This is a genomic window from Actinacidiphila acididurans, from assembly GCF_016918855.1.
Classification (GTDB): Bacteria; Actinomycetota; Actinomycetes; order Streptomycetales; family Streptomycetaceae; genus Actinacidiphila; species Actinacidiphila acididurans.
The window spans coordinates 358006-378463 of sequence record NZ_JADKYB010000002.1; the positions used below are offsets into that span (position 1 = coordinate 358006).

Below are 20458 nucleotides of genomic sequence, written 5' to 3' on the forward strand. Positions count from 1 at the left end.
TCCCCCGGACCGCCCGGCGCAGGAGGTACGCGTCGGTAACGGACGAAGAATCACCACATCACAGTTGCGCATCCCTTCCCTGCCAGGTCTGGCGGGTGATCGCCAACCCGCACAAGAATCCACCGGCAGAGGGCACGTGTCGTAACCCGTACCCTGTGCACGGTCGGCAGAAACGCACACCTTCCGACACAACTGCACGTCCAGCAAGGCCAGTTACACCCTGCAGTTCAACCACGTTGGTACCACCCGCAGCATCGAGCAGTACCGCACGACTGATTGAATGAAGCCGCTACAGCGGCGGGCGCGCGCCGGTAACCCGCCGGCGAGAGGGGTCAGCTTCACCATGACCGCACCGATAGAGACCACCCCTGGGCAGGCCGGGGCTCAGCCCGAGGCCATCCTTGAAGGGGCGGGCCGGAAGACGATCGAAGGGCGGTCCCTCGGTCGTATCGCCTGGACGCGCTTCAAGCGCGACAAGGTGGCGATGGCCGGCGGGGTCGTGGTCATCCTGCTCATCCTGATGGCGATCCTCGCCAAGCCGACCGAGGCGATCTTCAACCTCGATCCCAACGCCTTCCACCAGGATCTGCTCGACCCCTCCACCACCGTTCCCAAGGGCGGTTTCGGCGGGATGAGTCTGGCGCACCCGTTGGGCGTCGACCCGCAGTTCGGCCGCGACCTGCTGGCCCGCATCATCGAGGGCTCCTGGGTGTCGATGGTGGTGGCGACCGGGGCGACCCTGCTGTCGGTGGTCATCGGCGCCGTGCTCGGGGTGATCGCCGGCTACTACGGCGGCTGGGTGGACAGCGTGATCAGCCGGGCCATGGACACCTTCCTGGCGTTCCCGCTGCTGCTGTTCTCCATCTCCATCTCCGCCTCGCTGCAGGACGGCGCGTTCGGCCTCAACGGCCTGAAGCTGCGGATTGCCGTCCTCATCTTCGTCATCGGTTTCTTCAACTGGCCCTACATGGGCCGGATCGTGCGCGGCCAGACGCTCAGCCTGCGGGAGCGGGAGTTCGTCGAGGCCGCCCGCAGCATGGGGGCCCGCGGGCCGTACATCCTGTTCAAGGAACTGATGCCGAACCTGGTCGCGCCGATCCTCGTCTACTCGACGCTGCTGATCCCGACCAACATCCTCTTCGAGGCGGCGCTGAGCTTCCTCGGCGTCGGTATCGCGCCTCCCCAGGCATCGTGGGGCGGCATGCTCAATTCGGCCGTCGACGTGTTCTACGCGGACCCGGAGTTCATGATCGTCCCCGGTTTGGCGATCTTCATCACGGTGCTCGCGTTCAACTTGCTGGGCGACGGACTGCGGGACGCACTGGACCCGCGCAGCAAGTGAGCGACGACGGCACCGGCCTCGTCGACACCATGGACCACCGAGAACGATCTGACTGGCCTGGCCCGGACGTCCCGCGGCAGGCACCGAGAACACCGATCTGGAGGCTTTCCTCGGCATGAACAGCAGAAAAGCGACAGCGGCGCTGGCGCTTGCCACGGCACTGGCCCTGGGAGCATCCGCGTGCAGCAGCAGTAGCAATTCCAAGAGCAGCGACAACGGCGGCAAGAAGAGCGGCGGCTCGTCCGCCGCGGCCGCCAAGGACGCCGCTCTCACCGGCATCGTGAACGCCTCCAGCACCAAGGGCGGCACGGTGACCATGGAGAACTCCGACGTGCCGGACTCCCTGGACCCGGGCAACACGTACTACGGCTGGGTGCAGAACTTCTCGCGCCTCTACGCGCGTACTCTGCTCACCTTCAAGCCGGCCGCCGGCAAGGACGGCCTCACGGTCGTTCCCGACCTGGCCACCGGTCTCGGCCAGGCCAGCGCCGACGCCAAGACCTGGACGTACCACATCCGTCCGGGCCTGAAGTACGACGACGGCACGCCGATCACCACCAAGGACATCAAGTACGCGATCGAGCGCAGCAACTTCGCGCCCGAGGCCCTGTCCAACGGCCCGACGTACTTCAAGGCGTACCTGCAGGGCGGTGACAAGTACCAGGGTCCGTACAAGGACAAGAACCCGAACGGGATCGCGTCCATCGCCACCCCGGACGACACCACCATCGTCTTCCACCTGGCGAAGCCCTTCGCGGACTTCGACTACCTGGCGACCTTCTCGCAGACGGCCCCCGTCCCGCAGGCCAAGGACACCGGCGCCGACTACGTCAAGCACATCGTCTCCTCTGGCCCGTACAAGTTCGCCTCCTACGAGGACGGCGTCGGCGCGGACCTGGTGCGCAACCCGCAGTGGCAGCAGTCGAGCGACCCGGTCCGCAAGGCCCTGCCGAACGAGATCAAGATCAAGTTCAAGGTCAACGCGAACACGATCGACAACAACCTGATCGCCGGCAACGACACCGTCGACTCCGGCGGCACGGGTGTGCAGTCCAACACCCAGGCCAAGGTGATCGGTCCCAAGTACGCGAAGAACACCGACGACTCGTACGCCGGCGCCACTTCGTACCTGGCGATCAACCAGAACGTCGCGCCGTTCAACAACATCGACTGCCGCAAGGCCATCGAGTACGCGATCGACAAGACCTCGGTGCAGACCGCGATCGGCGGCCCGGTCAAGGGTGACGTGGCCACCACGCTGCTCCCGCCGACCGTCAGCGGCTACACGAAGTTCGACGAGTACCCGAGCGCGGGCGGCAAGGGCGACGTGGCCAAGGCCAAGGCGTCGCTGACCGCGTGCGGCAAGGCGGGTGGCTTCACCACCAACCTGACCGCCCGTAACGACCGTCCCGCCGAGATGGCCGAGGCGACCGCGATCCAGAACTCGCTCAAGCAGGTCGGCATCACGGTCAACATCAAGAGCTACCCGTCGGGCAAGTACTTCTCGAACTTCGCGGGTGTGCCCTCCTACGTGCACCAGCACCAGCTCGGCCTGATGCTGACCGCGTGGGGCGCCGACTGGCCGACCGGCTACGGCTTCCTGGACCAGATCGTCGACGGCAGCGCCATCAAGCCCTCCGGCGGCAACAACATCCAGGAGCTGAACGACCCGGCCATCAACAAGGCCCTGTCGGACGCCATCGCGAACACCGACGCCACCGCCCGTACCCAGGCGTGGGGTCAGATCGACAAGATGGTCCTGGACACCGCCACCGTGGTGCCGCTGATCTACCGCAAGAACCTGCTGTACCGCCCGGACTCGGCGACCAACGTCACCGTTACCCAGGCGTACCTGGGCATGTACGACTACCTGCTGCTCAGCTCCTCCAAGTAAGCAGAGCACGCACCGAACGAACCCGAACACCGGAAGGCAGGTGAAGGCTTCGGGGTCCGCCGGACCGGACGACATCCGGTCCGGCGGCCCCGGCGCCGACCCGCTGTGACTGCGTACATCATCCGACGCGTGATCGCCGCGATATTCCTGGTGCTGGTCGTCAGCGCGGTCACCTTCTTGATCTTCTTCTGGGTGCCCAAGCTGGGCGGGCAGACCACCACTCAGCTCGCCACCCAGTACGTCGGCAAGGACGCCAACCCGGAGTCCATCGCCGCGGTCAAGAAGAACCTGGGCCTGGACCTGCCCCTGTACGAGCAGTACTGGCACTTCATCAAGGCCATCGTCGCGGGCGCGCACTACAAGTTCGGCCCCGACGCCGCCTACTGCCACCGCCCCTGCTTCGGCTACTCCTTCAAGAACCACATCGAGGTGTGGCCCGAGATCAAGCGGCGCATCCCGATCACCTTCTCGCTGGCCATCGGTGCCGCGGTGATCTGGGTCGTCTCCGGAGTGGCCATCGGCGTGCTGTCCGCCCTCAAGCGCGGCTCCATCATCGACCGGCTGTCCATGGGCGTGGCCCTGGCGGGCGTGTCGCTGCCGATCTTCTTCACCGGTCTGGTGCTGCTGGGACTGTTCTCCTACAAGTGGGTCATCTGGAAGAACGTCCAATACGTCAGCTTCACCTCGAACCCAGCCCAATGGGCCTGGAACCTGGTCCTGCCATGGGTCAGCCTGGCCTTCCTCTATTCGGCGCTCTACGCCCGGCTCACCAGAGCGGGGATGCTGGAGACCATGGGCGAGGACTACATCCGCACCGCCCGTGCCAAGGGCCTGCCCGAGCGGGTGGTGGTCGGCAAGCACGGCCTGCGGGCCGCGCTCTCCCCGATCGTGACCATCTTCGGCATGGACTTCGGCCTGCTGATCGGCGGCGCGGTGCTCACCGAGAGTGTCTTCTCCTTCAAGGGCGTCGGCGCCTACGCCGTGGACGGCATCGTCGGCAACGACCTGCCGATCGTCATGGGCGTGACCATGGTCGCCGCCACCTTCATCGTCATCTGCAACCTCCTGGTGGACCTCCTGTACGCCGCCATCGACCCCCGAGTGAGGTACTCGTGAGCACCGAAGGCAGCGGCGAGCAGAAGGTGTCCACCGCCAAGAAGGAGGACGCGCCGGCCGCGGTCGGCGAACCGGTGGCGGCGTCCGCGCCGCCCGCCGGCGACGCCTTCCTGTCGGTCCGGGACCTGCGTATCCACTTCGACACCGACGACGGCCTGGTCAAGTCCGTCGACGGGATCAGCTTCGACCTGGCGCGCGGCCGCACCCTCGGCATCGTCGGCGAGTCCGGCTCCGGCAAGTCCGTCACGTCGCTGGGCATCATGGGCCTGCACCGCACCAAGCGGGCCCGGATCACCGGCGAGGTCTGGCTGGACGGCGAGGAGCTGGTCGGCGCCGGCCCGGACCACGTCCGCCGGCTGCGCGGCCGCAAGATGGCGATGATCTTCCAGGACCCGCTGTCGGCGATGCACCCCTACTACACGGTGGGCGCGCAGATCGTCGAGGCGTACCGGGTGCACAACAAGGTCTCCAAGAAGGTCGCCACCGAGCGGGCCGTGGAGATGCTGGACCGGGTGGGCATCCCCGAGCCGCGCAAGCGGTTCAAGGACTACCCGCACCAGTTCTCCGGCGGCATGCGGCAGCGCGCGATGATCGCCATGTCGCTGGTCAACAACCCCGAACTGCTCATCGCGGACGAGCCGACCACCGCGCTCGACGTGACCGTGCAGGCGCAGATCCTGGACCTGATCCGGGACCTGCAGAAGGAGTTCGGCTCCGCGGTCGTCATGATCACCCACGACCTGGGCGTGGTCGCCGAGGTCGCCGACGACCTGCTGGTGATGTACGCCGGCCGGGCCGTGGAGCGCGGCACCGCCGCCGAGGTGTTCACCCAGCCGCGGCACCCGTACACCTGGGGTCTGCTCGGCTCGATGCCGCGACTGGACCGGGAGCGCAGCGACCGGCTCAACCCGGTCAAGGGCGCCCCGCCCAGCCTGATCAACGTGCCGTCCGGCTGCGCCTTCCACCCGCGCTGTCCGTACGCCGCACTGACAGGCGGATCCTCCGAGTCGGTCGTCCCCGAGCTGGCCGAGGTGGGCGCCGGTCATCTGGCCGCCTGCCACCTGTCGGTGGACGATCGCGCCCGGATCTGGGCCGAAGAGATAGAGCCGAAGCTGTGAGCGATGTTGTGAAGGGCCAGGAAAGCGCCGTGTCGAAGACCCCGGCGAAGACCCCGCTGGAGAAGAACGCCGCGCCCGAGCAGCCGCAGGGCACCGCGCAGCCGAAGGACGACGCGCAGCCGAAGGACGACGCGCAGCCGAAGGACGACGCGCAGCCGAAGGACGACGCGCAGCCCAAGGCGCCGGAGCCCACCGCCGCGGCCGCCGCCGAGCGCAAGCCGTCGGGGGAGCCGCTGCTGAGGGTGACCGGGCTGGTCAAGCACTTCCCGATCACCAAGGGCCTGCTGCGCCGCCAGGTCGGCGCCGTGCAGGCGGTGGACGGGCTGGACTTCGAGATCAACGCGGGCGAGACGCTCGGTGTCGTCGGCGAGTCCGGCTGCGGCAAGTCGACCATGGGCCGGCTGATCACCCGCCTGCTGGAGCCGACCGGCGGAAAGATCGAGTTCGAGGGCCGGGACATCACGCACCTGTCCGTCGGCGCGATGCGGCCGCTGCGCCGCGACGTGCAGATGATCTTCCAGGACCCGTACTCCTCGCTCAACCCCCGGCACACCATAGGCACCATCGTCGGGGCGCCCTTCCGGCTGCAGAAGGTGGCCACCGAGGGCGGGGTGAAGAAGGAGGTCCAGCAGCTCCTGGAGCTGGTGGGCCTGAGCCCGGAGCACTACAACCGCTACCCGCACGAGTTCTCCGGCGGGCAGCGGCAGCGCATCGGCATCGCCCGGGCGCTGGCGCTCAAGCCCAAGCTGGTGGTGGCCGACGAGCCGGTCTCCGCGCTCGACGTGTCCATCCAGGCGCAGGTGGTCAACCTGCTGGACGACCTCCAGAAGGAACTGGGCCTCACCTACGTGATCATCGCCCACGACCTGTCGGTCATCCGGCACGTATCGGACCGGATCGCGGTGATGTACCTGGGCAAGATCGTGGAGCTGGCCGACCGCGAGTCGCTCTACTCCGCGCCCTACCACCCGTACACCACGGCGCTGCTGTCCGCGGTGCCGGTGCCGGACCCCAAGCGCCGCCAGCAGCGGGTGACCACCGCGACCGAGAGCGACGGGGACGCCCCCGCCGCCAAGAGCGAGGGTTCCCCGGCGAGTGCCGGTGGCCGCATCCTGCTCACGGGTGACGTGCCCTCGCCGATCGCGCCGCCCAAGGGCTGCCGCTTCCACACCCGGTGCTGGAAGGCGACGGAGATCTGCAAGACCATCGAGCCGCCGCTGGCCACGCTGTCCACCGGCCACAAGGTGGCCTGCCACCACCCGGAGAACGCGCCCGACCAGGCGCCGGGCAAGTAGCGGGCGTAGCGGGCGGCTTGGCGCAGGAACGACGAAGGGGCGGCACCGGATCTTCCGGTGCCGCCCCTTTTCGTACGGCTGCGTCTGCCGCTTGGTTATGCGGATTTGTCATGATTTGTCGTGCGGCTACATCTGGCCGGCGGCGCGGGCGCGCTCCACGGCCGGGCCGATGGCCTTGGCGACCGCGGTGATGTCGTCGGCGGTGGTGGTGTGGCCGAGGGTGAACCGCAGGGTGGCGCGGGCCAGTTCGGGCGGCTGGCCCATGGCGAGCAGCACATGGCTGGGCTGGGCCACGCCCGCGGTGCAGGCCGAACCGGTGGAGCAGGCGATGCCCTGTGCGTCGAGCAGGAGCAGGAGCGCGTCGCCGTCGCAACTGGGGAAGCTGAAGTGCGCGTTGGCCGGCAGCCGGCCCTCGGGGGAGGGGTCGCCGTTGAGCACCACGTCGGGCACGGCCGCCCGTACCGCGCGGACCAGCTCGTCGCGCAGCGCGGCCACCTCGCGGGCGAACTCGGACCGGCGCTTGGCGGCGAGCGCGGCCGCGGTCGCGAAGGAGGCGATGGCCGGCACGTCCAGCGTCCCGGACCGGCTGCGCTCCTGGAGGCCGCCGTGCAGCAGCGGTACGGGGGTGTCCTCGCGGCGCAGCAGCAGCGCGCCGACGCCGTACGGGCCGCCGACCTTGTGCGCGGTCACCGTCATGGCGTCCAGCCCGCTGGCGGCGAAGTCCACCTTCGCCTGGCCGAACGCCTGCACCGCGTCGGAGTGCATCGGCACCCCGAACTCCGATGCGACCTCGACCAGTTCGCGGATCGGCAGAATCGTTCCGACCTCGTTGTTCGCCCACATCGCGGTGATCAGGGCGACGTCCTCGGGACAGCGTTCCAGCGCGGCGCGCAGGGTCTCGGGCAGCACCCTGCCGTACGGGTCCACCGGGAGCCACTCCACGACCGCGCCCTCGTGGTCGGCCAGCCAGTACACCGCGTCGAGCACGGCGTGGTGCTCCACCGGGCTGGCCAGCACCCGCACCCGGCGCGGGTCGGCCCCCCGCCGGGCCCAGAACAGGCCCTTGACCGCCAGGTTGTCGGACTCGGTGCCGCCGCCGGTGAACACGATTTCGCTGGGCCGCGCGCCGAGCGCGGCGGCGAGCGATTCTCTGGCCTCCTCGACGGTACGGCGGGCCTGCCGGCCGGCGGCGTGCAGCGACGAGGCGTTCCCTGTCACCGTGAGGTGTGCGGTCATAGCCCGCACCGCCTCCGGGATCATGGGCGTGGTGGCGGCGTGATCGAGGTAGACCATGGTTCTCCGATTCTACGGTCGCCCCCGCCCGGCCGGAGCGGGCCCGGTCGGTGGACCCGTCGCCGGGCCCTGCCGCGGGGCGCTCGACGGGTGCTAGCGCGGCGCCCGGGCGAGCTGCCGTGCCTGGGCCACCAGTCGGTCCGCGCTGTCCCAGATCTCGGTGTCCTCCTCCAGCAGTCCCCCGGCGAGGTTCCGGGTGCGGATGGCCACTCGCAGCGGGCCGGGTGCCGGACGGGACCGTACGTGCACGGTCAGCTCCAGGGTCGGCGTCCAGCCCTTCAGGCCCAGGTCCAGGGCGGTGGGCGGCAGCGCGTCCGCCGCCAGCAGCAGCGAGATCGCGTCGTGGTCGCGCCCGTCGGCCAGCCCCAGCCGGCCGCGCATCTCGCCGGCCCCCGACGGCGAGCCCAGCGCCCAGCCCGCGGTCGCCGGGTCCAGCCGCAGGTCCAGCCGGTCGAGCAGCGCGGTCGAGCCCGGTATCACGCCCGACTCGGGCCCCCCGTGCACGTCCAGGCACTCCTCCCAGGCCGGCATGTCCGGCGGCCGGGCGGCGGTACGGACCTCCGTGGGCATCGCGTCGAGGTCCGCGTACCCCGCGATCACCCGCAGCCGCTCGACCTCCCGCCCCTCCTCGTCCCGCTGGAACAGCGACGCCTGCCCGCTCGACATCGACCGCCCGGTCCGTACGGTCTGTGTCCTGATCACCGCGGGCCCTGGCGCGGACGCCGTCAAATAATGCGCCGTGATCGTGATCGGGTCCGGATGCGGCAGCGCCTCCCGCAGTGCCCGCCCCAGCACCGCCAGCAAATACCCGCCGTTGATCGCCGACACGATCACCCACCCGGGCGACAACTCGATGTCGTACGTCCCCGGCTCCCCCGCCCGGCCCACCGCCTTTGTGTCCCGGTCGAACTCACTGTCCCCGATGGCCGCGCGGGCCGCTGCGTACGTCATGGCTCAAACGCTACCCATCAGTAGTAACCCCTTCTCCAACGTCCACCTCCCCCAACACTAAGCGCCCGCTCACTTCTTCCCCCACCCTTTCTCCCATCGTGCTCCCCCTCTCCGAGGGTTCTTTCGAGGAAGAAAGGTGCAGGTGGGACAGGTGGGCCGAAAGGGGCTGGCGTTGTGACGCGTGGTGGAAAGCGAACCGCATGGGCGGGGGGAACCCCGGAGGAGGGGGCCGTTGGGGGGCGGGGCGCGCCCCCCGAGTCCGCCGCGACGGCGGGACACGGGATGTGGGCTGTTCGGCGGTGCCAAGCTCACCGCATGGGGCCGGGGGAACCCCGGGGGAGGGGGCTGTCAGGGGGCGACGCTCAGCCCCCTTGACTCCGCCGCCGCGGCGGGACGCGGGACGGCGGGGTGCGGCGGTGCCGAACCGGCCGTACGGGGCAGGGGAAACCCCCGGAGGGGGGAGCCGGGAGGAAGAGGGGAAGCCGCTGAGGTCCAAGCCGGGAGGGCGGGAAGCAGAGGGGAAAGGGCGCCCTTCGTACGTAGGGGAAAGGGTTCCCTTCGTACGCAGCACTCTCCCGTACTCTGGACGCGTGAACGACTTCCCTGAGCCCCGGCGGAGCCGAAAGCTGCGCGTGCTGGCAGCCATGAGCGGCGGCGTGGATTCCGCGGTGGCGGCCGCCCGGGCCGCGGAGGCCGGGCACGACGTCACCGGAGTGCACCTGGCCCTCTCGGCGAACCCGCAGAGCTTCCGCACGGGCGCCCGCGGCTGCTGCACGGTCGAGGACTCCCGCGACGCGCGCCGCGCCGCCGACGTCATAGGCATCCCCTTCTACGTGTGGGACCTGGCCGACCGCTTCCGGCAGGACGTCGTCGAGGACTTCGTCGCGGAGTACGCGGCCGGCCGCACCCCCAACCCCTGCCTGCGCTGCAACGAGAAGATCAAGTTCGCCGCGCTCCTGGACAAGGCCCTGGCCCTCGGCTTCGACGCGGTGTGCACCGGCCACTACGCCCGCATCCTCACCCGCGCCGACGGCAGCCGCGAACTGCACCGCTCCGCCGACATGGCCAAGGACCAGTCGTACGTCCTCGGCGTCCTGGACGAGCGCCAGCTCGCCCACGCGATGTTCCCGCTCGGCGACACCGACACCACCAAGGCCGACATCCGCGCCGAGGCCGAGCGCCGCGGCCTGGCGGTGGCGGCCAAGCCCGACAGCCACGACATCTGCTTCATCGCCGACGGCGACACCCAGGGCTTCCTCGCCAAGCGGCTCGGCCAGGCCGAAGGCGCGATCGTGGACGAGACCGGCGCCCGCGTGGGCACCCACACGGGCGCGTACGGCTTCACCATCGGTCAGCGCAAGGGCCTGCGGATCGGCACCCCCGCCCCCGACGGCAAGCCGCGGTACGTCCTGGACATCTCCCCGGTCGACAACACCGTCACGGTCGGCCCCGCCCAGGCCCTGGACGTCACCGAGCTCACCGCGATCCGCCCGCGCTGGTGCGGCGCCGAGCCGGCCGGCCCGGCCACGTACACCGCCCAGACCCGGGCGCACGGCGACGACGTCCCCGTCACCGCCGAACTGCGCGACGGCGAGCTGCGGGTGACGTTCACCGCGCCGGTGCGCGGCATCGCCCCCGGCCAGGCCGTGGTCCTCTACGACGGCACCCGCGTGGTCGGCTCGGCCACCATCGCCGGCACCGACCGCACCGGCCGGCCGGTGACCGTATGAACATCGGCGTGTTCCTGTCCGCCGCGGACCTGGGCGAGCAGTACACCGTCCCCGCCAAGGAGTTCGGCCGGCTGCTCGGCGAGGGCGGCCACACCCTGGTGTGGGGCGGCTCGGACTCCGGGCTGATGCGCATCCTGGCCGACGCGGTGCACGAGAGCGGCGGCCGGCTGGTCGGCGTGTCCGTGTCCTTCCTGCACGCCCTGGCCCGCGAGGACGCCCACGAGATGGTCGTCACCGACGATCTGGCCACCCGCAAGGCCGAGTTGCTGCGCCGTTCCGACGCCCTGGTGATCATGGTGGGCGGCACCGGCACGCTGGACGAGGCCACCGAGATCCTGGAACTGAAGAAGCACGGCCTGCACGCCAAACCCGTGGTGCTGCTCAACACGGCCGGCTTCTACGACGGGCTGGAGCTCCAGTTCCGCCGGATGGAGGCCGAGGGCTTCCTGCCGCTGCCGCTCGCCGACCTGGTGCATTTCGCCACGGACGGCCGCGCGGCCCTGGAGTACCTTCAGGAACGGGTGCGATCCGCGGGCACGCGGTGACCCTTTCGTGCACGACGGCCCGCCGGACAGGCGCGGGCCGATCCGACGTCATGTGATCCACGGTCAGGAGCGGGTGTGAGCGTCCATCTGATCACCGGGGCCGGTTCGGGCATCGGCGCCGCCGTCGCCCGCCGGCTGCTGGCCCGCGGCGACGAGCTGTGGCTGCTGGCCCGCGACGCCGGGCGGGCCCAGCAGCTCGCCGAGCAGTTCCCCGGCGCGTACACCCTGGTCGGGGACCTGGCCGAACCCGCCCGGCTGTCCTGGGCGCTCAGCCACCAGGCGCCGCCGGACCGGCTGGACTCGCTGCTCCACGTGGCCGGCGTGGTCGAACTCGGCCCGGTCGGCGACCTCACCCCCAAGATCTGGAACGAGACCCTGGCCGTCAACCTCGTCGGACCCGCCGAACTCACCCGCCTGCTGCTGCCCCAACTGCGCCTGTCCCGCGGCCACGTGGTCCTCGTCAACTCCGGCGCCGGCCTCTTCGCCCACGCCGAATGGTCCGCCTACGCCGCCAGCAAGCACGGCCTCAAAGCCCTCGCCGACTCCCTCCGCGCCGAGGAACGCCCCAACGGCGTACGCGTCACCTCCGTCTACCCCGGCCGCACCGCCACCCCCATGCAGGAAAAGGTCCACCGCCAAGAGGGCAAGTCCTACGACGCCGACCGCTGGATCGACCCCGAATCCGTGGCCACCGCCGTCCTGACCGCCCTCGACCTCCCCCGCGACGCCGAACTGACCGACCTAACGGTCCGCCCGGGCGCCTAGCCCGGACTGGCCTGACGGTCGGCCTTGCGGAAGCCGCAGGACCACAGGTCCAAGCACCGCCGACACCCCGACCGCAGCGCCGGACCGGGAAGCGGGACCATGGCATCCGCAACTGTCGCCACCGGCTCTGACCACGACGGCTGAGGCGAGAAGAGGGGGCCGTTGGGGGGCGGCCCCGCCCCCGACTCCGCCGCCGCGGCGGGACGCGGGACGGCGCTGTCCGGCGGTGCCGAGCACACCGCGCCCCAGGACGGGCGAGCCCGGAAGAAGGGGGGCCGTCGGGGGGCGGCCCCGCCCTCCAAGTCCGCCGCCGCGGCGGGACGCGGGACGGCGCTGTCCGGCGGTGCCGAGCACACCGCACCCCAGGACGCCAAAGCCCGGAAGCAGCACCCCGGCAAGGACGGACGCCCCGCCCCCCGAGGCAAAAGGCCCGCCCCCGGAAAGAGGGCGCCCGAGCGGGCAAAGGACACACCCCCGAGCCGGGGCCCGGAGCAGCCAAGGGACACGGAAGAAGCGAACCGCCCGCCGTGATCTAACCTGCCGACGTGACCGAGATGAAGGATGTACTGGCCGCCGGCACGGCAACCGGCATCGGCTCGATGCCCGGCGGGGACGCGCGGGAAGCGGCGAAAGTGGCGGCGGAAGCCGTGCCGGCCCTCCCGTTCCTCGCGGAACTGCCCGCGCGCGGCCCGGGCGCGGACATGGTGGGCCGCACCCTGGGACTGCTGGTCGAGCTGTACGCGCGGGTCGAGCCGAGCGGCTGGCGGTTCGGCGACCGGCCCGGCCGCGACACGCGCCGGGCCAAGGCGTGGCTGGGCGAGGACCTGGACGCGCTGGAGGAGTTCGCCCAAGGCTACGAGGGTCCGCTGAAGGTGCAGGCCATGGGCCCGTGGAGCCTCGCGGCGAGCGTCGAGTTGCGCAACGGCGAGGCCGCCCTGCGCGACCCGGGCGCCTGCCGCGACCTGGCCGTGTCCCTGGCCGAGGGCCTGCGCGCGCACCTGGCGGACGTACGCCGCCGCGTACCCGGCGCCACCGTCCTGCTCCAGCTCGACGAGCCGTCCCTGACCGCGGTGCTGCGCGGCCAGGTCGGCACGGCAAGCGGCTACCAGACGTACCGCGCGGTCGACCGCGGCACCGTGGAAGGGCTCCTGCGCGACGTGATCGACGCGGCCGGCGCCCCGGTCCTCGTCCACTCCTGCGCCCCGGCCGTCCCGTTCGCCCTGCTGCGCCGGGCCGGCGTCTCCGCCGTGTCGTTCGACTTCTCCCTGCTCACGGAGAGTGAGTGGGACGCGTTCGGGGAGGCCGTCGAGAACGGCACCGTCCTGTTCACCGGTGTCGTCCCGGGCACGGATGCCCCGTTGTCGGACCCTGCCGGTAGCGTCGGGGGTGTTCGGGCGCTGTGGCGCAGGCTGGGCCTGGCACCGGAGGCTTTGGCGACCTCCGTTGCGGTGACCCCGTCCTGCGGCCTGGCGGGGGCCTCACCGGCCTATGCCCGCGCGGCTCTCACGCACTGCGTGAAGGCGGCGCGGTCGCTCGTCGACAACCCGGAGTGACGCGTGAGAGAGGAAGCAGACGTGGCATCCCTTGAGCAGGCCGGCCCGGCGGACATCCCCGCCGAGGCCCGGGAGCGGCACGCCCGCCTGGCCGAGCAGGTCGAGGAGCACCGCTTCCGGTACTACGTGAAGGACGCCCCGCTCGTCAGCGACGCCGAGTTCGACCGGCTGCTGCGCTCCCTGGAGGCCCTGGAGGAGCAGCACCCGGGCCTGCGCACCCCCGACTCGCCCACCCAGAAGGTCGCCGGGGCGTACGAGACGGAGTTCACCTCGGTCGAGCACCGCGAGCGCATGCTCTCGCTGGACAACGCCTTCGCCGAGGACGAGCTGACCACCTGGGCCGACCGGATCGCCGCCGAGCTGGGCCCGCCGGACAACGAGCGGAGCCCGTACCACTTCCTGTGCGAACTCAAGGTCGACGGCCTGGCGGTCAACCTCACGTACGAGGACGGCCGCCTCACCCGCGCCGCCACCCGCGGCGACGGCCGCACCGGCGAGGACATCACGCAGAACGTGCGGACCATCGCCGACATCCCGGACCGGCTGGCCGGCGACCGGGTGCCGGAACTGGTGGAGATCCGCGGCGAGGTCTACTTCCCCGGCGAGAAGTTCGAGGAGCTCAACGAGCGCCTGGTGGCGGCCGGCGAGAAGCCGTTCGCCAACCCGCGCAACGCGGCGGCCGGCTCGCTGCGGCAGAAGGACCCGCGGATCACCGCGACCCGGCCGCTGCGCATGGTCGTGCACGGCGTCGGGGCCCGCCGCGGCTTCGACATCGACCGCCAGTCGCACGGCTACGAGCTGCTGCACGAATGGGGCCTGCCCACCTCCAGCCACGTCAAGGTGGTCGGCTCGCTCGCCGAGGTGCGCGACTTCATCGCGTACTACGGCGAGCACCGCCACGACGTGGAGCACGAGATCGACGGCGTGGTCGTCAAGATCGACGAGATCCCGCTCCAGGGCCGCCTCGGCTCCACCTCGCGCGCCCCGCGCTGGGCGATCGCCTGGAAGTACGCACCCGAGGAGGTCAACACCAAGCTGGTGGACATCCGGGTGGGGGTCGGCCGCACCGGCCGGGTCACGCCGTACGCGGTGGTGGAGCCGGTCACCGTGGCCGGCTCGGAGGTCGAGTTCGCCACCCTGCACAACCAGGAGGTGGTGAAGAAGAAGGGCGTGCTGATCGGCGACACCGTGGTGCTGCGCAAGGCCGGCGACGTGATCCCGGAGATCCTCGGCCCGGTCGCCGACCTGCGCGACGGCACCGAGCGGGAGTTCGTGATGCCCGAGCGGTGCCCGGACTGCGACACCCCCCTCCAGCCGATGAAGGAGGGCGACATCGACCTGCGCTGCCCCAACGCCCGCTACTGCCCCGCCCAGTTGCGCGAGCGGGTGTTCTACCTCGCCGGCCGCCGCTGCCTGGACATCGAGGCGCTGGGCTATGTCGCGGCGGTCGCCCTGACCCAGCCGCTGGACGCCGAGGCGCCGATGCGGGACGAGGGCGACCTGTTCTCGCTGGACGTCGAGAGCCTGCTGCCGATCCGCTCGTACGTGCTGGACCAGGACACCGGCCTGCCCAAGCGCGACCCGGAGACCGGCGAGGAGAAGATCGTCACCTTCTTCGCCAACCAGAAGGGCGAGCCGAAGAAGAACACCCTGGCGATGCTCGACAACATCGCCGCCGCCCGGCAGCGCCCGCTCGCCCGGATCATCACCGGCCTGTCCATCCGGCACGTCGGCCCGGTCGCCGCCGAGGCGCTGGCCCGCGAGTTCCGCGACCTGGACCGGATCAGGGACGCCGCCGAGGAGGAGCTGGCCGCGGTGGACGGCGTCGGCCCCACCATCGCCGCCTCCGTCAAGCAGTGGTTCGCCGAGGACTGGCACCTGGAGATCATCGAGAAGTGGCGCGCGGCCGGCGTGAAGTTCACCGAGGAGGGCTCCGACGAGGGACCGAGGCCGTTGGAGGGACTGACCGTCGTGGTGACCGGGACGCTGGACGCGTACACCCGGGACGGTGCCAAGGAGGCGCTGGGCAGCCGCGGCGCGAAAGTCACCGGCTCGGTCTCCAAGAAAACCTCGTTCGTCGTCGTCGGTGACAACCCCGGATCGAAGTACGACAAAGCCGTGTCGTTGAAGGTGCCGGTTCTGGACGAAGAAGGCTTCGGAGTACTCCTCGAACAAGGAGCCGACGCGGCGCGGGAAGTGGCGGTCAATCCGGTGGAAACGGACGGTGAATCCGGCTGAATGGACCCCAGTTGTCACTCGATCGGACTATTTGGGAATACGGAGATCGTGCTGGTCGCATTCGGGCAACCGCAGCGGATCGGTGCCCGAGGCGGGGCTGTGCGGCCTACTGTTGAGGGGCGCCGTCGCCGGGCATGACCATCCCGCCGCCCAGCGGGACCCTCAGCGGACAACGGCGCGGCGCGGAGCCGGGTTTCCGGCTCCGCCGCACCACCTGGCCGCACCGGGCTGTGAGAGGGACGGGCATGGAACCGACGGAGAGCGCCGGAGTGGCGCGGCTGCCCAGCGGCCCGGCCGTGCCCGTACTCCCCGCCCCGCCCGGGCCCGTCGTGGGCATCGCGGTGCCCGTCGCGGCCGGCGCCGCGCTCGCCGCGGGCGTGGTGCGGCTGACCGACCGCGGCCACTCCCTGTTCCCCGGCGGCACCGTCGGCTGGGCCTTCGCGATCCTGACCGGCATCATCGTCGGCCACCTGGTCGCCATGGGCCGCGACCGCTGGTGGGGCGGCACCGGTTCCGGCGCCGCCCTCACCCTGGCCATGCTGCTGCTGTACGGCTGGGTGCCCGCGGTACTGGTCAGCCTCGCCGTGGTGGCGCTGGTCGGCGCCGCCCGCCGGCACCGCTGGCGGCAGGCCGGGCTGCACGGGGCCATCGACATCCTCGGCATCGGCGCCGGCGCCGTCGTCCTGGAGATCCTCGGCCGCCACCCCTCCGTGGAGCGCCCCTGGCGGCCCGAGGACTGGTCCCTGTCGGCCGCGCCCGTGGTCGCCGTGGCCGCGCTGGCCTACCTGGCCGCCACCCGCACCCTGCTGTGGTGGGCCTTCGCGCCCCGCAGCGGCGAACTGCCCACCGTGGCCCGTACCGCGCTGGTCCGGCAGGGCATGGTGGGCCTGGCACTGCTCGGCATCTCCCCGCTGATACTGGTCGTCGCCAGCGACATGCCGGTCGTGCTGCCGCTGTTCGCGGTGCCGCTGATCGCGCTGGACTCCACCGTGTGGATCGCCCACGCCCGCGCCGAGGAGCAGCTGCGCGACCCGCTCACCGGGCTGCCCAACCGGCAGTGGCTGCTGGAGCGCACCTGGTCCGCGCTGGACAGCGCACAGGACGCCGACGAGCGGGTGGCGCTGATCCTGATCGACCTCGACAAGTTCCGTTCGGTCAACGACACCCTCGGTCATCTGGCCGGCGACCGGCTGCTGCTGCAGATCGCCGACCGGCTGCGGCTGGCGCTGCCGCGCGGCGCGGAGGCGGCCCGGCTCGGCGGCGACGAGTTCGCGGTGCTGCTGCCCTCCTGCCCCTCACCGACCCGGGCCCAGCGCATCGCCCGGACCCTGGTGGCGGCGCTGGGCTCACCGATCGGCCTGGACGGCCTGACCCTGGTGCTGGAGGCCAGCGCCGGGGTCGCCGTCCATCCGGACCACGCCATGGACGCCGAGGGACTGCTGCGCCGCGCGGACGTGGCGATGTACCAGGCCAAGCGGGACCGCAGCGGCGTCGAGGTCTACGAGGTCACCCGCGACGCCAACACCCCGGACCGGCTCGGCCTGCTCGGCGACCTGCGCCGGGCCCTGGACAGCGGCGACGTGGAACTGCACTACCAGCCCAAGGTCCGCTTCGACGGGCAGGTCGCCGGGCTGGAGGCGCTGGTGCGCTGGGTGCACCCCGAGCGCGGCCGGGTCAGCCCCGAGGAGTTCATCACCATCGCCGAGACCTCCGGGCTGATGCCGCAGCTCACCGAGTACGTGCTCGACACCGCGCTGGCGCAGATCGCCCGCTGGCGGCGGATGGGCCTGGACGTGCCGGTGGCCGTCAACGTCTCCCCGCGCGACGTCCACAGCCCCGGGTTCGCCGGCGCGGTCGCCGCCCGGCTGGCCCGCCACCAGGTGCCGCCCGGCTCGCTGCAACTGGAGATCACCGAGCACGTACTGCTGGAGGACCCGCAGCGGGCCGCCGACACCCTCAACGGGCTGACCGGCCACGGCGTCAAGATGTCGCTGGACGACTTCGGCACCGGCTACTCCTCGCTGGTCCACCTGCGACGGCTGCCGGTCAGCGAGCTGAAGATCGACCGCTCGTTCGTGGCCCGCCTGGTGGTGGACTCCGAGGACGCCGAGATCGTGCGCTGCACCATAGACCTGGCCCACTCGCTCGGGCTGCTGGTGGTCGCCGAGGGCGTCGAGGACGACGAGACCTGGGAGCGGCTGCGCGACCTGCACTGCGACGCGGTCCAGGGCTGGCTGGTGGCGGCCGCGATGCCGGCCGAGGAGACGACCCGCTGGCTGCGCGCCCGCGGCGAGCGCGGCTGGCAGCGGCCGGCCAAGACCCCGGCGCCGGCCCGTACCCTCACCGCCGCGCCGGCCGCCGAGCCGGAGCCCGAGCACGCCCCGGTGTCCGACGCCCCGCAGGCCTCCGGCCGCGCGACCGCGCCCTGACCAGCGGCTGACGGCGGCCGGCGACGATCGGCGGCGGTTGTCCACAGGGCCACCGGAACCGTTTCGCGGGCACCCGGCCCGGGCCCATAGGATTGGGGCACAATCGTCATCTCAACCCCCAGAGGACCGCTGCATGGCTGGCATCACGCGCGAGGAGGTCGCCCACCTCGGAAAGCTCGCCCGCATCGAGCTCTCCGCAGAGGAGCTGGACCACTTCGCCGGACAGCTCGACGACATCATCGGCGCCGTGGCACGGGTGTCCGAGGTGGCCGGCGAGGACGTACCGCCGACCTCCCACCCCCTGCCGCTGACGAATGTGATGCGCCCGGACACCGTTCGGCCGTCACTGACGCCGCAGGAGGCGCTCTCGGGGGCGCCGGCACAGGAGCAGCAGCGGTTCAAGGTGCCGCAGATCCTGGGGGAGGACTGATCACGGTGACCGACGTCATCAAGCTGACCGCGGCCGAGACCGCCGCGCGGATCACGAACGGCGACCTGACCGCCGAGGCCGTCACCGAGGCCCACCTGGCCCGGATCGACGCGGTGGACGAGAAGGTGCACGCCTTCCTGCACGTGGACCGGGAGGGCGCGCTCGCCCAGGCCAGGGCGGTGGACGCCCAGCGCGCCGCCGGCGAGCCGCTCGGCCCGCTGGCCGGGGTGCCGCTGGCGCTCAAGGACATCTTCACCACCAAGGGCATCCCCACCACCTGCGGCTCGAAGATCCTCGAGGGCTGGATCCCGCCGTACGACGCCACGGTCACCCGTAAGCTCAAGGAAGCCGGCGTGGTGATCCTCGGCAAGACCAACATGGACGAGTTCGCCATGGGGTCCTCGACCGAGAACAGCGCCTACGGCCCGACCGGCAACCCGTGGGACCTCACCCGCATCCCCGGCGGTTCCGGCGGCGGCAGCGCCGCGGCCCTGGCCTCGTACCAGGCGCCGCTGGCCATCGGCACCGACACCGGCGGCTCCATCCGCCAGCCGGCCGCCGTCACCGCCACGGTCGGCGTCAAGCCCACCTATGGCGGCGTGTCGCGGTACGGCATGATCGCGTTCTCCTCCTCGCTCGACCAGGGCGGCCCGTGCGCCCGTACGGTGCTGGACGCCGCCCTGCTGCACGAGGTGATGGCCGGCCACGACCCGATGGACTCCACATCCATCGACGCCCCCGTGCCCGCTGTGGTGGAAGCCGCCAGAAGCGGGAACGTGAAGGGCATGCGGATCGGCGTGATCAAGGAGTTCGCCGGCGAGGGCTACCAGGCCGGGGTCGTGCAGCGGTTCACCGAGGCGGTGGAGCTGCTGCGCGAGCTGGGCGCACAGGTCGTGGAACTGTCCTGTCCCTCGTTCAGCTACGCCCTGCCGGCGTACTACCTGATCGCCCCCTCGGAGTGCTCCAGCAACCTGGCCCGCTTCGACGCCATGCGGTACGGCCTGCGGGCCGGCGACGACGGCACCCGGTCCGCCGAAGAGGTCACCGCCCTGACCCGCGAGGCCGGCTTCGGCCCCGAGGTCAAGCGCCGGATCATCCTGGGCACCTACGCCCTCAGCTCCGGCTACTACGACGCGTACTACGGCTCCGCCCAGAAGGTCCGCACGCTGATCACCCGCGACTTCCAGCGGGCGTTCGAACAGGTGGACGTGATCGTTTCGCCGACCACGCCGACCACCGCCTTCCCGATCGGCGAGCGGACCGACGACCCGATGGCGATGTACCTCGCCGACCTGTGCACCATCCCGGCCAACCTCGCGGGAAACGCGGCCATGTCACTGCCCTGCGGACTCGCACCGGAGGATGGTCTTCCGGTGGGTCTGCAGATCGTCGCGCCCGCGCTCAAGGACGACCGGCTCTACCGGGTCGGCGCCGCCGTCGAGGCCGCCTTCGTCACGAAGTGGGGCCATCCGCTGCTCGAGGAGGCACCGCAGCTATGACCGCCGACAAGAAGACCGCCGTACAGGGGTCCGCCGCACCGAAGGCCAAGGGCAAGAGCAAGCCGGCCACCTACCTGGCCATCGGCAGCACCCTGTTCGCCGCCTTCAGCAACATCAAGAAGGTGCGCTCCGCCCGCGGCGAGGGCGACACCCTGCAGTTCGTCGACGCCGCCATCCGGGTGGCCGCGGTGGTCACCGGTGTGGCCCTGCTCGTCCGCGAACTGCGCCACAACGACGACGACATCCTGACGGGCTGACGA

At 71.3% G+C, this 20458-nt stretch carries 16 protein-coding genes; 14 read left to right on the forward strand and 2 right to left on the reverse strand.

What is annotated here, in order from left to right:
* Nucleotides 1-343 precede the first annotated feature (343 nt).
* The 5 genes from ITX44_RS04605 to ITX44_RS04625 all read left to right on the forward strand — a co-directional run bounded on the left by ITX44_RS04605 (nucleotide 344) and on the right by ITX44_RS04625 (nucleotide 6765).
* A complete protein-coding gene (locus ITX44_RS04605; protein ID WP_205355678.1) occupies nucleotides 344-1342 on the forward strand; it encodes an ABC transporter permease in 999 nt (332 codons plus the stop codon).
* Nucleotides 1343-1457: 115 nt separating this feature from the next.
* Nucleotides 1458-3236, forward strand: a complete 1779-nt coding sequence (locus ITX44_RS04610) for an ABC transporter substrate-binding protein (RefSeq protein WP_205355679.1) — start codon at nucleotides 1458-1460, stop codon at nucleotides 3234-3236.
* A gap of 105 nt (nucleotides 3237-3341) precedes the next feature.
* Nucleotides 3342-4352, forward strand: coding sequence for an ABC transporter permease (locus tag ITX44_RS04615; protein WP_205355680.1), 1011 nt, complete (start codon nucleotides 3342-3344; stop codon nucleotides 4350-4352).
* A 26-nt stretch (nucleotides 4353-4378) separates the two neighbouring features.
* Nucleotides 4379-5470, forward strand: coding sequence for an ABC transporter ATP-binding protein (locus ITX44_RS04620; RefSeq protein ID WP_205355880.1), 1092 nt, complete (start codon nucleotides 4379-4381; stop codon nucleotides 5468-5470).
* Nucleotides 5471-5703: 233 nt separating this feature from the next.
* The gene (locus ITX44_RS04625) at nucleotides 5704-6765 is read left to right on the forward strand and encodes an ABC transporter ATP-binding protein (protein WP_205355881.1); all 1062 of its coding nucleotides are present in this window, start codon (nucleotides 5704-5706) and stop codon (nucleotides 6763-6765) included.
* 126 nt (nucleotides 6766-6891) lie between these two features.
* Here the strand turns inward: ITX44_RS04625 and ITX44_RS04630 are convergent, their stop codons facing one another.
* Complete coding sequence (locus ITX44_RS04630) at nucleotides 6892-8058, reverse strand: cysteine desulfurase family protein (RefSeq protein WP_205355681.1); 1167 nt, start codon at nucleotides 8056-8058, stop codon at nucleotides 6892-6894.
* Nucleotides 8059-8151: 93 nt separating this feature from the next.
* Nucleotides 8152-9009 carry a thioesterase family protein gene (locus ITX44_RS04635; RefSeq protein ID WP_205355682.1) on the reverse strand — a complete coding sequence of 286 codons (858 nt, stop codon included), beginning with the start codon at nucleotides 9007-9009 and terminating at the stop codon, nucleotides 8152-8154.
* Nucleotides 9010-9599: 590 nt separating this feature from the next.
* On the opposite strand from ITX44_RS04635, the gene mnmA reads away from it, so the two are divergent.
* From mnmA to ITX44_RS04680, 9 genes are all read left to right on the forward strand, one after another.
* Nucleotides 9600-10739 (forward strand): tRNA 2-thiouridine(34) synthase MnmA, encoded by a 1140-nt coding sequence (mnmA, locus tag ITX44_RS04640; RefSeq protein ID WP_307795095.1) that lies wholly within the window; start codon nucleotides 9600-9602, stop codon nucleotides 10737-10739.
* Nucleotides 10736-11284 carry an LOG family protein gene (locus tag ITX44_RS04645; RefSeq protein WP_205355683.1) on the forward strand — a complete coding sequence of 183 codons (549 nt, stop codon included), beginning with the start codon at nucleotides 10736-10738 and terminating at the stop codon, nucleotides 11282-11284. Before mnmA ends, ITX44_RS04645 begins: the two co-directional genes overlap by 4 nt.
* Nucleotides 11285-11359: 75 nt before the next feature.
* Nucleotides 11360-12049, forward strand: a complete 690-nt coding sequence (locus ITX44_RS04650; protein WP_205355684.1) for an SDR family oxidoreductase — start codon at nucleotides 11360-11362, stop codon at nucleotides 12047-12049.
* Nucleotides 12050-12603: 554 nt separating this feature from the next.
* Entirely contained in the window at nucleotides 12604-13602 is a 999-nt protein-coding gene (locus ITX44_RS04655; protein ID WP_205355883.1) for a methionine synthase, read from the forward strand.
* 21 nt (nucleotides 13603-13623) lie between these two features.
* Entirely contained in the window at nucleotides 13624-15840 is a 2217-nt protein-coding gene (ligA, locus tag ITX44_RS04660; RefSeq protein ID WP_205355685.1) for an NAD-dependent DNA ligase LigA, read from the forward strand.
* 245 nt (nucleotides 15841-16085) lie between these two features.
* Nucleotides 16086-18269, forward strand: a complete 2184-nt coding sequence (locus ITX44_RS04665; protein WP_205355686.1) for a putative bifunctional diguanylate cyclase/phosphodiesterase — start codon at nucleotides 16086-16088, stop codon at nucleotides 18267-18269.
* 133 nt (nucleotides 18270-18402) lie between these two features.
* Nucleotides 18403-18699, forward strand: a complete 297-nt coding sequence (gatC, locus tag ITX44_RS04670; RefSeq protein ID WP_205355687.1) for an Asp-tRNA(Asn)/Glu-tRNA(Gln) amidotransferase subunit GatC — start codon at nucleotides 18403-18405, stop codon at nucleotides 18697-18699.
* A gap of 5 nt (nucleotides 18700-18704) precedes the next feature.
* A complete protein-coding gene (gene gatA / locus ITX44_RS04675) occupies nucleotides 18705-20198 on the forward strand; it encodes an Asp-tRNA(Asn)/Glu-tRNA(Gln) amidotransferase subunit GatA (RefSeq protein ID WP_205355688.1) in 1494 nt (497 codons plus the stop codon).
* Nucleotides 20195-20455, forward strand: coding sequence for a hypothetical protein (locus ITX44_RS04680; protein ID WP_205355689.1), 261 nt, complete (start codon nucleotides 20195-20197; stop codon nucleotides 20453-20455). The genes gatA and ITX44_RS04680 overlap by 4 nt, the downstream gene beginning before the upstream one ends.
* The last annotated feature ends 3 nt before the right edge of the window (nucleotides 20456-20458 follow it).

Excerpts from the sequence above, each read along its gene's own strand:
- ITX44_RS04605 (WP_205355678.1), top strand. The coding sequence starts at position 344 with ATGACCGCACCGATAGAGACCACCCCTGGGCAGGCCGGGGCTCAGCCC.
- ITX44_RS04610 (WP_205355679.1), top strand. The coding sequence starts at position 1,458 with ATGAACAGCAGAAAAGCGACAGCGGCGCTGGCGCTTGCCACGGCACTG.
- ITX44_RS04630 (WP_205355681.1), bottom strand. The coding sequence starts at position 8,058 with ATGGTCTACCTCGATCACGCCGCCACCACGCCCATGATCCCGGAGGCG.
- ITX44_RS04635 (WP_205355682.1), bottom strand. The coding sequence starts at position 9,009 with ATGACGTACGCAGCGGCCCGCGCGGCCATCGGGGACAGTGAGTTCGAC.
- ITX44_RS04645 (WP_205355683.1), top strand. The coding sequence starts at position 10,736 with ATGAACATCGGCGTGTTCCTGTCCGCCGCGGACCTGGGCGAGCAGTAC.
- ITX44_RS04655 (WP_205355883.1), top strand. The coding sequence starts at position 12,604 with ATGAAGGATGTACTGGCCGCCGGCACGGCAACCGGCATCGGCTCGATG.
- ITX44_RS04665 (WP_205355686.1), top strand. The coding sequence starts at position 16,086 with ATGGAACCGACGGAGAGCGCCGGAGTGGCGCGGCTGCCCAGCGGCCCG.
- gatC (WP_205355687.1), top strand. The coding sequence starts at position 18,403 with ATGGCTGGCATCACGCGCGAGGAGGTCGCCCACCTCGGAAAGCTCGCC.
- ITX44_RS04680 (WP_205355689.1), top strand. The coding sequence starts at position 20,195 with ATGACCGCCGACAAGAAGACCGCCGTACAGGGGTCCGCCGCACCGAAG.